This window comes from Vibrio sp. 99-8-1 (genome assembly GCF_013114595.1).
GTDB lineage: Bacteria > Pseudomonadota > Gammaproteobacteria > Enterobacterales > Vibrionaceae > Vibrio.
Genome location: NZ_VTXE01000014.1, coordinates 1 through 13,155, shown reverse-complemented (window position 1 = coordinate 13,155; position 13,155 = coordinate 1). Strand labels below are relative to the sequence as shown.

Annotated in this window: 14 protein-coding genes; 9 read left to right on the top strand and 5 right to left on the bottom strand. The window is 39.7% G+C overall.

Annotation, left to right across the window (positions count from 1 at the left end; genetic code table 11):
- The first annotated feature begins 2 nt into the window (after window positions 1-2).
- Window positions 3-890 carry a LysR family transcriptional regulator ArgP gene (locus F0227_RS09515; RefSeq protein ID WP_171752963.1) on the top strand — a complete coding sequence of 296 codons (888 nt, stop codon included), beginning with the start codon at window positions 3-5 and terminating at the stop codon, window positions 888-890.
- On the opposite strand, the gene F0227_RS09510 is transcribed toward F0227_RS09515, so the two are convergent.
- Together F0227_RS09510 and F0227_RS09505 are read right to left on the bottom strand one after the other, a co-directional pair.
- Entirely contained in the window at window positions 891-1,547 is a 657-nt protein-coding gene (locus F0227_RS09510; RefSeq protein WP_171752962.1) for a LysE family transporter, read from the bottom strand.
- Between the two features lie 409 nt (window positions 1,548-1,956).
- Window positions 1,957-2,130 carry a hypothetical protein gene (locus F0227_RS09505; RefSeq protein ID WP_171752961.1) on the bottom strand — a complete coding sequence of 58 codons (174 nt, stop codon included), beginning with the start codon at window positions 2,128-2,130 and terminating at the stop codon, window positions 1,957-1,959.
- Window positions 2,131-2,545: 415 nt separating this feature from the next.
- Between F0227_RS09505 and F0227_RS09500 the strand changes: the two genes are divergently transcribed.
- The gene (locus tag F0227_RS09500; RefSeq protein ID WP_171752960.1) at window positions 2,546-4,249 is read left to right on the top strand and encodes a class I SAM-dependent methyltransferase; all 1,704 of its coding nucleotides are present in this window, start codon (window positions 2,546-2,548) and stop codon (window positions 4,247-4,249) included.
- A 129-nt stretch (window positions 4,250-4,378) separates the two neighbouring features.
- Here the strand turns inward: F0227_RS09500 and F0227_RS09495 are convergent, their stop codons facing one another.
- Window positions 4,379-4,855 carry a hypothetical protein gene (locus F0227_RS09495; protein WP_171752959.1) on the bottom strand — a complete coding sequence of 159 codons (477 nt, stop codon included), beginning with the start codon at window positions 4,853-4,855 and terminating at the stop codon, window positions 4,379-4,381.
- Between the two features lie 60 nt (window positions 4,856-4,915).
- Window positions 4,916-6,517, bottom strand: coding sequence for a dGTPase (dgt, locus tag F0227_RS09490; RefSeq protein ID WP_253822069.1), 1,602 nt, complete (start codon window positions 6,515-6,517; stop codon window positions 4,916-4,918).
- Window positions 6,518-6,786: 269 nt separating this feature from the next.
- On the opposite strand from dgt, the gene F0227_RS09485 reads away from it, so the two are divergent.
- Both F0227_RS09485 and F0227_RS09480 read left to right on the top strand, forming a co-directional pair.
- Entirely contained in the window at window positions 6,787-7,182 is a 396-nt protein-coding gene (locus F0227_RS09485; protein WP_171752958.1) for a (deoxy)nucleoside triphosphate pyrophosphohydrolase, read from the top strand.
- A gap of 16 nt (window positions 7,183-7,198) precedes the next feature.
- Window positions 7,199-10,048, top strand: a complete 2,850-nt coding sequence (locus F0227_RS09480) for a DEAD/DEAH box helicase (protein WP_171752957.1) — start codon at window positions 7,199-7,201, stop codon at window positions 10,046-10,048.
- Window positions 10,049-10,094: 46 nt separating this feature from the next.
- On the opposite strand, the gene F0227_RS09475 is transcribed toward F0227_RS09480, so the two are convergent.
- The gene (locus F0227_RS09475) at window positions 10,095-10,292 is read right to left on the bottom strand and encodes a hypothetical protein (protein ID WP_171752956.1); all 198 of its coding nucleotides are present in this window, start codon (window positions 10,290-10,292) and stop codon (window positions 10,095-10,097) included.
- Window positions 10,293-10,306: 14 nt separating this feature from the next.
- Between F0227_RS09475 and F0227_RS09470 the strand changes: the two genes are divergently transcribed.
- The 5 genes from F0227_RS09470 (at window position 10,307) to F0227_RS09450 (ending at window position 12,957) form a co-directional block, all read left to right on the top strand.
- On the top strand, window positions 10,307-10,474 hold the full coding sequence (locus F0227_RS09470; RefSeq protein ID WP_171752955.1) for a hypothetical protein: 168 nt from the start codon (window positions 10,307-10,309) through the stop codon (window positions 10,472-10,474).
- 319 nt (window positions 10,475-10,793) lie between these two features.
- On the top strand, window positions 10,794-11,258 hold the full coding sequence (locus tag F0227_RS09465; RefSeq protein WP_171752954.1) for a GNAT family N-acetyltransferase: 465 nt from the start codon (window positions 10,794-10,796) through the stop codon (window positions 11,256-11,258).
- A gap of 61 nt (window positions 11,259-11,319) precedes the next feature.
- The gene (locus F0227_RS09460; RefSeq protein ID WP_253822068.1) at window positions 11,320-11,781 is read left to right on the top strand and encodes a GNAT family N-acetyltransferase; all 462 of its coding nucleotides are present in this window, start codon (window positions 11,320-11,322) and stop codon (window positions 11,779-11,781) included.
- Between the two features lie 5 nt (window positions 11,782-11,786).
- Window positions 11,787-12,344: a nucleotidyltransferase family protein gene (locus F0227_RS09455; protein ID WP_171752953.1), complete on the top strand. Its 558-nt coding sequence runs from the start codon at window positions 11,787-11,789 to the stop codon at window positions 12,342-12,344.
- Between the two features lie 70 nt (window positions 12,345-12,414).
- Window positions 12,415-12,957: a GNAT family N-acetyltransferase gene (locus tag F0227_RS09450; protein WP_171752952.1), complete on the top strand. Its 543-nt coding sequence runs from the start codon at window positions 12,415-12,417 to the stop codon at window positions 12,955-12,957.
- Window positions 12,958-13,155 lie beyond the last annotated feature (198 nt).

Here is a 13,155-nt window from a genome sequence, read left to right as displayed (position 1 = left end):
CATTGATATTTGATACCAAAAAAACTCAGGCGTTTCTCGCAGTTATAGAATCGGGAAGTTTTGAAAGTGCGGCAAAAAAACTAAATCTGACTGCTTCGGCAATATCTCACCGAGTTAAGTCTTTAGAAACCTTGCTGGGAATGCCTCTTGTCATAAGGGAAAAACCATGTATAACGACCGAAGAAGGGAAGAAAGTATACCAACACTTGAGGAAACAATTGCTACTTGACGAAGAGTTTAATAGCCAATTCTTCCTAGGCAAGCAGACAAACCCGAGAATGAGGGTGGCAGTAAATAACGACAGCTTGAACACATGGTTTCTGCCTTCTGTTGTTGACTTCATCGAGAGTAAAAAAATCATTCTGGACATAGTTGCTGATGATCAAGACTTTACATTCGAAAAAGTAATGAGTGGGCACACAGTTGCCGCCATATCTTCAGAATCGACGCCAATAAAAGGATGCAAAGCAATTTTCTTGGGTTATATGAGATATCGGCTACTTTGCAGTAAAGCTTTTTTCGAGCGGTGGTTTGAGAAAGGGGTACACAGAAACTCGTTAACTAAGGCGCCTTTGCTCGTGTTCAATGAGAAAGACCAGTTACAACTATCATTTATTGATGACAACTTTTCAGTAAGTCAGCAGGCTTGTAATTACCATTCACTTCCATCCACAGAATCCTTTTTTATCGCAATAAAGCAAGGAATTGGCTACGGTATGATCAGTGATTTACAGAGAGAAAATGAGTTAGAATGTAAGCTGATAGATATAGCTCCGGGTCGAACTCTAGATGTTCGACTTTACTGGCATTACTGGGATATCCCATCTTCTTTGTTGCAGTCACTTACTTCCGAACTTGTAGAGAATGCCAAGAGACACCTTAAATATTAATTAACGAACGGTGAAATCCATATTCGCTATACTGTAGGATAGAGACAAAGTAATTAGGCCGATTGTAATGTCAAATAGCCTAACTTGAATTTCCTTCTTTAACCACGCTGACACTTTATTCGCACATAATCCCGTAAACATGAACCACGAATAGGAAGCTAATCCTGCGCCTATTACAAACGTCACCTTGTCTGCACCATTGTATTTAGAACCTATATTACCTAGCACCAGAAAAGTATCTAAATAAACATGCGGGTTTAAAAGAGAAAATAGCAATGTAGTTATGACCACTTTATTTACAGACGCAACAGGTTTCCCTTGAGACTGAGAGATACTTTTTAAAACATTATCCCAACCTCTAGGGTATTTACGTACTCCGTTAACTAATGCGCTCATTCCATAAAATAGTAGAAACAAACTGCCGATCCATTGACTATACGAAAAAACAGCTGGTATAGCATTGGTTAATATATTCATAAAGAGAGTACCCAAAGTGATCAGTGCTGTATCACTAGTTGCAGCAATACAAGCTGCTATTAAGGTGTACTTTTTATGGTATTGGAGCCCAAGTTTTATAATGTAAATATTCTGAGAACCAATAGCTATAATCAGACTCAACCCGAGAACATAGGATTGCAAAAATAAAGCTGAGTTCATAGTGTATTATTAATTGTATTTACAGCTATATTAAACAAGTGCATCTTTCCTGTAGAGTCTATGTTCATCACTATCTTCCTTTTAGCATCAATGTTAGTAATAAAATTTTTGTGCTAACGGATAATATCGAAGTTTAATCTTCTCTGACGTATTCTGAATTTTTTTCAACTTGATTGAATGTTTTTATGGCTTAAATAATTAATCCGCTTTGAATCTAAGGCGATAGACTAGTAATTAGAAAGAGCTCGAATGAGCCCTTTTTTGACCTGTAATAAAGCTATTCATTACTACAGAATTAAGAACACCATCTCAATCACTTTCAAAACTTCTTGCTTGAAGTTAATAGTCATAAATTAGCCTAGCAATCAATGTTATAGAGTTGACTAGGCTAAATGTTGGTCAAATTAATTTATTCCACTCCCCTTTGCTCATCAAGAGTGATCAACTCATTTAAATACACCACCACGGCGTTGAGTTCGTGTTGGTTAACGTCGGTGAAACGAGCGTGTAGGGTAACTAAGTAGTCACGCGCCAGTAGCGGCATATTGGCAATATCGGTTTGGTTGGAATTTGAGTTAGGCATAATGGCCTCCTTTGGATAAATAACGCTATTCACCAAGTAATGAGACCAATCATTAGGTGGTGAACTGAACAAGATTGGTCTTACCGCTCCAAAGATTACGGCGTGCCGAAGCACTCTCATCCAGCTCACCATAATTTGGGTGTGCTGACACCGCATATGAACATGAAAATGTTATACGCATCTTTGGATAAAACGAGAGACCAATCCCGACACTGGATTTTGCCAGTGCTGTGGTAGGGTATAAAAAGAATCGTTGTGGCGCAATGATCTATTTGTCTTTGATTTTATTCAAATTAGGCAATTAAAAGCGATGGCCGCAGATATGCTTCACAATACTGACTTTGCTGTAAATAGCTTGTAGAGCTTTAAAAATAAACCGTATATCATTCATATAGGTTCACATGCGGTTTAAGTTATGTCTTCAACTTGTTCTTTTTACGATAAAAATGCTCAAAAGCTGTCTCAGCAATATAACTCAGTGTCATTTGAGAGTGCTCATGCGTCATGGAAAACGCATTGGCCTAAACACTCAGACAAGGTGCTTGATGTTGGTGCGGGATCTGGAAGAGATGCTCTCTGGATGGCCGAACAAGGCGCAGACGTTATCGCATTAGAGCCATCACTTGAGATGATTGAACAAGGAAAAGCCCTAACAAAAGAGAGCGTAACTTGGCTTAATGACGAGCTTCCTTCCCTAAACAAAGCACAAAACTTAGCAATGCGTTTTGATCTTATTTTAGTCAGTGCGGTGTGGATGCATATTGCGCCTAACCAACGTAAACGTGCATTTCGTAAACTCACTAATTTATTAGCACCTAACGGAAATTTGGTTATTACTTTGCGTCATGGTGGATTTGAAGATGAACGAGTTGGTCATTCGGTCTCAGTTGATGAACTCAAACATTTGGCGCAAGAGAGAGGAGTAACAGTTAAAGATGTCAATGAATCGGATGATTCGTTAAATCGTATGGACGTTCATTGGCAAACAGTGGTTTTAACTCTTCCTGATGATGGCTCAGGTGACTTAAAAAAAGTGCGTCGAATTATTGTTAATGACAGTAAAAGTTCCACTTATAAACTCGCGTTACTACGTGTTCTATTGCGAATAGCGGATGCCCACCCCGGCTGTGTGATTGATAGAACCGATAGAGAAGTATCTATTCCTTTAGGATTGGTAGCCTTGTATTGGATAAAGGCCTATAAACGACTAATTGATGTTGGTGATCTTCAGCAAAATAGTAATAGTAGTAAAGGGCTTACATTTATTACGTCTGATGGGTGGGAAAAGATAAGTAAGCTTTCTGCTGATGATCTCGCTGTTGGGTCGGTATATTTTTCAGAAGAAGCAGAGGCTATTCAAAAAACAATTCAAGCATCTATCAAGGCGATGAAAGAAGGCCCGATCAAGTTTATTTATACTGACTTATTAGGCTCTAATAATCAGGAGTTTACAACGCTTCCGCCTGTTCACCGCCGGAAAATGCAATCAAGTATATGTTTAGATAGTGAGTTTTTTGAGAGCTACGGTTCCTTTGTTCTTAAACAGAGCCTTTGGGAATGCTTTCAGGTATACAACTCTTGGATTGAACCCCTCGTTGTAAACCAGTGGGTAGCGCAGATGCAACGTTTTAAGTTAAATCAGCAAAATGGAACAACGCTTCAAACATACCATGATTGCCTGCAATGGTTAGATAGAGATCATGACACTAGCGACGTTCGCAAGCGAGTAACGGAGTTACAGCAAGACAATGAGCAAGTTATTAGTGTTTGGAGTGGAACAAAACTAAATAAGACTTATCACGTAGACCATTGTCTTCCATTTGCTCATTGGCCGAACAACGATAAATGGAATCTATTACCTACCACCCAAAGTGAAAACCTAAATAAAAAAGATCGACTACCTAGCAAGCTAAGATTGCATGAATCCAAATATCGAATTCTTGAATGGTGGCAATTAGCTTGGGGAGCAGACAGCTTTAATCAGCAACGTTTCTTCACTGAAGCTTCTTTTTCATTACCGAATATCTCATCACAAAATCATGACTTTGAAGAAGTTTTCGAGGCAATGGCTTTGCAGGTAAATGGAGTGAAGAGTCGTCTGTTAGTCGGGGAATGGTGAGTTGAATCTGTTGCAACAATGATCTGAACTAATCAGTATTTAGAGATATGGCAGTAAGATAGATTTAAATAAGATCTATATGAATTAAAGTGCATTTTGGCTTGTGAACGCTCATAGGTTTTGAATAGTTCAAACCATAGTATTTTTTACAGAGTTAGGTATATCCACTTTTTTTCTTCCCTGAGAAAAATGATCATCAAAGCGATAAGCCATATCTTCCAAGGGAGATTTTTCATATCCGAATTGCTGAATTTCTGAGATATATCGCTGTAAAAAACCTTTTATTCCAAGCTGCTTCCATTGAGCAACATGCACAAGCTCATGAAAATGCAGTCGTAAATTTTTAGCGAACTCAGGAAGGATGTAGTATGTGTCGTTGTAAGTTATGGCCTGAACTTCTATATCAAGAAAGTCTGCTAAGCCCAATTGACGTAGCTGTGGAAAATCTGGTTTTGGTATACGTTCGACAATGACAAAATGAGCCTCAGATAGAAAATCCTTTGAGTAAAACCCAGAAAACTTGTTAGCAAGTTCCGAGCAATTCTGCCGCTGATTTGAATATTTAGCATTAGTAAACTCAATCCATTTCTCGATCTCGCTTATCAAAATGTACTCCTTTGAATTTGAGTAAATGTTGGGTAATTCAGCTTTCAATTGGTACGCAATCTAATCAATCACCCGAAGTGCGCGGTACTCGTCGTAAGCGAACTGGTCTGTCATACCGCTGATGTAGTCCTGAATAAGGCGTACACGGAAGTAGAACTCCCAGATATCATCATCAAAATCGTACGGCAGAAAAGCGATATCCGGTTTTGTGCCTTTCTCTTCTTGCAGTGTTTTTATCGCAATGTCATAGGCTTTGAGGTGCTTGTTAGGCAATTTTTTGTGCAGCCTTCTTTCGTAGAGCGGGGCAGAGTCAATATCGGCAAAAGTGGCTCTGTCGAGTAGCAGTAACGGCTTATAAGCTTCCAGTAAACCCGTGATAATGGTGTAACCCTGAAGCTCACTTTTCTCTACATCGGGATCGCAGAAGGCGTAGTTCATCGCTACGTTCTTAAGGGTTTTTACAATTGCATGGCTTTCGCTTTGGTCTTCAATAAGAGCGCGATTAAATGAGCCATGAAAAACCTGTTCGATATTGTCTATAAATTGCTGGCAGGCATGTTGAGGTAAACGCTTATTGATCTCTACACGCAAAGAAATAAAGAACTGACTGTCGGCGCAGTTTTCTGCTTTTCGGGCGCTTGCTTCGGCGACAGCAACAATACTCTTCATAGCTGATTTATCATCAAGGTTGTATTCAGCCGCTACTTTTTGAAACTCTTCATCTAATACGCTGCTTAGTTGTTCAACGGTTAGAATGCCTTTCTCAACAGCGTCTTCAATATCGGCTATTCCGTAGGAGATATCATCGGCGGCTTCCATAATGTAAGAAAAGGGAGAACGGCAGTGAGAGTCCATAGATAATACAGTTTTCAGCGATTCTACATAGCAGTGCTCACTCATGTAGTAGCCAACCTTTTTCATCAGGTAGTTGTAGTTTTCCAGTTCGGCTTTCTGCTCATCGTTTTGATGTTTAGGCGCAGGGATATCCGCCCTGCGGGTATATTTAAAAATGCCCGACACCTGAGAGTAGGTAAGGTTAAGGGCAAGAAGCGTATGCACTAAGCGAATCGCCTGAGCGTTGCCTTCAAAGTTAGAAAGATCCTGACGCACTGCCGGAGGCAAATCAATTCTTGGGTTACCATCTTCACCCAGCGTTAATGAGGTTAAGTTGAGCGAGAACCAATCGTTAATAGCCTGCTCACCAAAGTGGCCGAAAGGAGGGTTGCCCACATCATGCATCAGGCAGGACATTTCGACGATGGACTCAAACTGGCGCTCAATATCGGCGAGGTTGTACTGTCCCAGTTTGTTTTCTTTCCTCAACTTTTTAAAAATAAGCTGGGTGATATAACGCCCGACCTGCTGAACTTCAAGGGAGTGAGTGAGCCTGCTGCGCACTGCGGCATTTCTTTCTAACGGAAATACCTGAGTCTTTTGTTGTAAACGGCGAATGGCGGCAGAGTTAAGAATCCGCCCACGGTCACTTTCAAAACTGCCTTGCTTTGCAACGTTATTAGGCTCATTGAGAGGGCGCGGACGTGAAAGCGCACCATTATGAAAGACTCTGGTGCCTCTGATTTTCTGATTAAAATTGATACTCACTGCTAACTCTCCATCGAACAACATCAAAGCAATGTAAACCGGATATGCCTCAATATCCATATCAGCTTGCCAGTGTTGTGATGTTGGTGAGTGAATAGAGTTTTAATTCAGTAGGTTGGAAATAGGTTTGTTTTTTGGTTGATAGGAATGTTCTAAGGTATTTATTGTAGCTGTTGTAGGAAGAAATAATTGAAAGAAGCCAAGTTCTAATTTTACTGGCTGTTGCTGCATATTAATATTAGTTTTAGCCTTTACACTATTCTGGAGCTGTTCTTTTCCTATAAAAGTATTAAAATCTGTGAATTGTGTTCCTTTAAAGTGAAAAACAGATGAAATCGATAGAAGTAGTTGCGGCTATTATTCAGCATGAAGATAAAACGTTGTGTGTTCAACGTGGACCAGCGAAGTATGACTATATTCACCATAAATTTGAGTTTCCGGGTGGAAAGATAGAAAAAGGTGAAAGTGGTAAGCAGGCAATTGTCCGTGAGCTAAAAGAAGAACTTCATCTTGATGTCCCTACAGCTGATTACTTTATGACTGTCGAACATACCTACCCAGATTTCCATATCACTATGCATGCCTATATTTGCCCTGTAGAAAATCGAGATATTGTTCTAACGGAACACATTGATGCTAAGTGGTTATCAGTTGAAGAGTTACCAAGTTTAGACTGGGCTGCGGCCGATATTCCTTTTGTTGAAAAACTAATCACGAAAAAATAACCTCAAGGAATTTAGCTTGAACTGTGTAACTCCACCTGTAGCGGGTCATTCCGAGAATCATCTCGTTCTAAATAACAGCCACGACAACTTTTTTAATGAGCTAAGGAGCTCATTTTATAGTTGCAAATTCTTTTATATCAACGTTGCTTTTATTTCTTACAGCGGGCTACAGATTTTGCTCGATATTCTTAAAGAGGCGAGGGGTAAAGGTATAAAAGGTAAGGTTATTACCTCAACGTATCTTAATTTTACTGATCCAAAAGCCCTGGAGAAGCTACGTTCCTTCGACAATATCGAATTGAAGCTATTCATTGCTAAGCCTAATTTAGGTTTTCATCCTAAAGGCTACATTTTTGAATATGAGAATGAAACTAAGGTAATTATCGGCTCTGCCAACATTACTCAAAGTGCATTGAAGAGTAATGTTGAATGGAATGTAGCCACTAAAGCTGAAACAGATAACAAGTTTGTATCTACTGTATTGGATGAGTTCAATAACGTTTGGAAATGTGCTGTTGAGTTAACAGATACAGTACTTGAAGAATATCGTATATTCTTACGAGATAAAGTTAAGTCTAAAAGAAAGGCTTCTCAGTTTGTTTTAGGTGAAAGCAAAGTTGAACCTAATGTAATGCAATCTGAGGCGTTGGACAATCTGAATCGGCTTAGGTCACATGGTGAAAACAAAGCTTTAGCGATTGCTGCTACAGGTAGCGGCAAGACTTATATGGCAGCTTTTGATGTCCGAAAAGCTGATCCAAAGAGAGTATTGTTCGTTGTTCATAGAGAGGAAATATTACTTGATGCGAGAAAATCGTTTATTCATGTAATGGGGAAAGAACCATCAGACTTTGGTATTTTAAGTGCCAATCAAAAAGACTGGAATAGTGACTATCTCTTTGCAACAAATATGTCGATTGCAAAGAACCTAACACGGTTCGATCCTTCTCACTTTGAATATATCGTTATTGATGAAGCTCACCACGTTAGTAGTGACACCTATCAGGAAATCTTGGATTATTTTGAGCCAAAATTTCTATTGGGAATGACAGCGACTCCTGAACGTGGAGATGCACAGTCTATCTACGAGAACTTTGACAATAATATAGCGGTAGAGATTAGATTACGTGATGCTCTTGATGCAGATTTAGTAGTGCCATTTCATTACTTTGGCATAACTGAAGCAGAAAGCATCGATTATGAGGGCATAGATTTAAATGATATTAGTGCGGTTGCGAAACTACTCAAAACAAATCGTAGGGTAGACCATATTATCAGCAATATGGAGTTTTATGGCTATGATGGTGATACCTGTCGAGCTGTAGGATTTTGTGTCAGCATAGAGCATGCGCAATATATGGCTGAAGAGTTTAATAAAGCAGGTATTGCGGCATGTTGTTTGAGCAGTGAAAACTCACGACAAGAGCGTCAAAACGCTATTGCGCAGTTGTCGGATGCTGAAGACCCACTCAAGATTATTTTTACTGTGGACTTATTTAATGAAGGAATTGATATACCGTCCATTAATTTAGTCTTAATGCTCCGTCCTACTTCGTCTCCAGTTGTATTTATTCAACAGCTTGGGCGAGGGTTAAGAAAGCACGAAGATAAGAGTTTCTTAACCGTTCTTGATTTCATTGGAAATCATAATAAAGCGTTTTTGATGGCTATTGCACTATGTGGTAGTCGTGTATATGACAAAGATAGTTTAAAAGTAGCAGTAAAGAACGATTTTTCTTCCATTCCGGGTTGTACTCATATTCAACTCGACAGAATTAGCAAAGAACAGATATTGCAGCAAATTGAGATTGAAAACTTCAATTCAATGAAATACTTAAAAGAAGAGTATTTGAATTTTAAGTTGGATTTAGGAAATCGTATTCCATTGTTAATGGACTTTAATATTGTGGATGGTGCGCCAGATCCAATCCGTTATATTAAGAAGCACAGGTCTTATTTAAACTTCCTATCTAAAGTAGAAAAAAATGAGCCAACATTGATGCCGCTACTGGCGAATGATCTGCATGATAAGTATCAACGATATCTTGATGGTTGTTTACCTATAAAAAGGCCTCATGAATTCGTACTAATAAATTACCTTATGGATCATGATTTCATTTCGTTTAGTCAGGCGGTTAATGAAATAGAAAAATACGTGCAGTCTGTTGATATTGAAACGCTGCGACACGCTTTTGAGCATATTAATGGTGATTTCTTTGATTCAAGAGAAAAGAAATCATGGCCAAAAATTGCAAAACTAGTTGAAAAGGACGAACAGTTAATTTTAGTTCGTTCTGGAGAACTATCGGAAATATTGAATAAACCGTCATCAAAGAATTGGTTATTGCAAAGCATTGAGTATGGATTGGAGAACTACGCAGAAAACTTTGGTTCAGACGTATTTGGTTTACCGAGCTTAAAGCTATATCAGCAGTACAATATGCGAGATATAGCGCTTATGGCGAATGTTCGTAAAGTCCATAGCTCCTATCGTGGTACTGGTGTTCTGCGCGAAGGGAAAGATTTCTTCTTTTTTATTGATCTACATAAAGAAGAAGGAGCCATTGATTATAAAGACAAGTTTGTTAGCTCGACTCAGTTTCAATGGGACAGTCCATCAGGCTGTTCTCCTACTAGCCAACAAGGGCGAGATATCATTCAACATTTAGAGAAAGATATTAAGCTGCACTTATTTGTTAGAAAATTCAAAGAATTAGATGGCGTTACAGAACCTTACGTATATATTGGTAAAGGCGATGTGATTAGTTATGAAGGTGAAAAACCAATTAACTTTCAACTAGCTTTGCAGACAGAAGTTCCACAAAGAATATATGATGAGTTTGTTACAGACACGACTGTAGAATAGCTCTTCAATTTTAAAAAACACCCCAGTTTTCACTGGGGTGTTTTTCTTAGTCTACGAGATGTAAGCTCGAACCCTTCATCTGTTTTTGCTCATCCAAAGTAATCAACTCATTCAAATACACCATCACGGCGTTGAGTTCGTTTTGGTCGGCGTCGGTTAACGTTGAGTGTAGGGTAACTAAGTAGTCACGCGCTAATAGCGGCATGTTGGCAATATCGGTTTGGTTGGAATTTGAGTTAGGCATATTGGCCTCCATAGATGACGTTTGATTTACACCACTCAGAAGGTACCAATCTTATGGGTGGTGAACTGAACGAGGTTGGTACTACCGCCATCTACGAAACGGTCAGCCGAAGCTGCCCCGCTCAGCTCACCGCTGTGAATCAAATTGCTCAAATTACAAGCAATTTGCTGGAAAACGGATAAGCGAAGCTTACACATATCAGAATAGTCTGATGTGCGTAGATGACAGGGCGGGGTACCAATCCCGACACTGGATTTTGCCAGTGCTGGAGTAGAGTATAAAAAGAATGGCTGCGGCGCAATGGCGTATTTGTGTTTGATTTTGTTCAACATAACCCATATAGGGGTAAAGCCACGGTTCTATGCTGTGTTCAATGGTGGTTGGGCAAATTATATGGCTCAATCGAGATATAAAGAGCGTTACCGTGCCTAAATGTTTGCGCTTGTTTATGTCACAATAAGTGAATGGCAGGGTTAGGTTCTGCAAATAAGGAAACAAGAGTTGAAAGTTAAACAAATCAAAGCCGCTTTAATACCGATGGCCTTATTGTTAGAGGCCGACCCATCCGAGTCATGTATTCGCTCTTACCTTGCTGGCTCACTCTGTTTTGCCGCATTTGACAATGATGAACTGCTGGGCGCTTGTGTCACCAATGTAAAACAAGCGGGCGTTACCGAGGTTTATAACATCGCGGTATTTCCGGAGCATCAAAACCGAGGTGTCGGCTCAGAGCTGTTAAGCTTGGTTATTAAACATCTTACTGATTCTGGCGTTAAGGAAGTGGTGCTAGGAACCGGAACCTTCGGCTATCAGCTTGCGTTTTACCAAAGCCTTGGCTTTCGGGTAGAGGGAGTGATAAAAAACTTCTTTAAAGACCATTATGACGAGCCAATATTCGAGAACGGATTGCAACATATTGATATGCTAAGGCTATCGCTAAAGCTAAATGGCGATGAATCGCAATAGCCCAATGCATAATGGCTAGTTTGTAGCAAAAATAGTGTTTTATATTAGGACAACAAGGACGATGACCAGTAAAGAAGCCAACATGAGACAAGTGACCATTCGACAATTGACAATAGCAGATTACGATCAGGTGATTACGCTTTGGTCAACTACAGAAGCCATGCTGTTAAGAGACGCCGATTCTCGGCAAAGTATCGAGCGTTATCTCAACCATAATCCGGGCTTAAGTTTTGTTGCAGAGCGAGAAGGGCAAATAGTAGCAGCCATATTAGTTGGAACCGATGGACGAAGAGGTTATGTCCAGCACTTAGCGGTTGCTCAATCGCAACGGGGGGGAGGCATAGGTAAACAACTAATCAGCAGTGCCATTAATGCGTTATCGGCAATTGGCATCTCTAAAACCCACCTATTTGTTGCTAACGACAATATTAACGCCAAACAGTTTTATGAGTCTTTAGGCTGGTTCCCTCGGGACGAGGTTCGCATGTACTCGTTTAACGCGTCAGACAACCAAAATGTATGAATGGAATGACTGAGACAGACCAATACCAAAAGAAGATAACAGAATTGCTTTTACAAGACGCTTTAAGAAAACAGGCGCTAGATGCGGTGTTCTCTTTAGGTTTACCGCAATGTTACATCGCTGCGGGTTTTGTCAGAAACTTGGTTTGGGATTATTTACATCAAAAACAAAGCCCAACGATTTTAAATGATATTGATGTGATCTATTTTGATGCTTTAGAGGTGCAAGCGGGAAAATATGCTGAATATGAAGCACAGCTTAAAGCCATTATGCCGGAGCTTAACTGGCAAGTACGAAATCAGGCGACGATGCATAAACGAAATGGTGATAAACCATATGTAAGCACATTAGATGCCATGGGATATTGGCCAGAAAAAGAGACTGCGGTAGCCATCTGTAAGTGCAAAGAAGGTAAGTACGAGTGTATCTCGCCTTTTGGATTTGACTCCTTGTTTAATAGGCAAGTGACTCATAATCCGAGAAGAGATCAGGCACTATTTTATCAGCGTGTCCGCTCTAAGAATTGGTTAACGATATGGCCTAAATTGGTGGTGGTTAGCTAGTCATGTTTATTAACCATGTTTATTTAGTTATGGAAAAGGCCAGCGAGAGAGTTGAATTAGGGGGACCGTTTTGTCGGAAATAATTACAAATAGGCTGATTTTAAAGCCAGTAACCACAGTAGATCTGGATATTTATACTGACCTGTTAACCAGTGTTGAAATCACCAAGTACCTCCCCGGTGGGCAACCGTTCAGTAAGGAGTACATAGCGAACTATCTGCCAAAGAAAATTGAACATTGGGATAAAGGTTACGGTACTTTTATCATCTGTTTAAGAGATAATTCGAACATAAAAATCGGTTATGCTGGAGTAGAAAACATTGTAGAGAACGGCCTTAATGATATCCGCTACGCGTTACTTCCGAAGTTTCAAAACAGAGGTTATGCACTGGAGGCCGCCCAATCAGCGCTAGCGTTTACCTTTGCGAATACTAAGCTGAGTGAAATATATGGTGTTGCAGTCGCAGAGAATTTTCCGTCGGTTAGAGTATTGGAAAAGCTTGGTATGACTTCGACTTCGGTAAGGCTCTATGATAACGATGATCTGATCACCATGTCTTTAAGTCGAGCTAAAAATTCAGGTTTAGCTAATAGTACAAAGGCTTTAGATTAGTCTTGAACTAAACCAAAAAGACGTCCCTAGACGTCTTTTGTGTACTTGCAATAGGTATAATTTATCTACCCAAATAGACAAACCAATATTATTTTAGACCCTGTAAATAATTCTGTGTAACTGCCATTGGTTACAAGTATTCAGTTAATCGGTCTTCGAACATAATCATAAAGCGGTTCAGCGCTTGCTTCCAGTTTC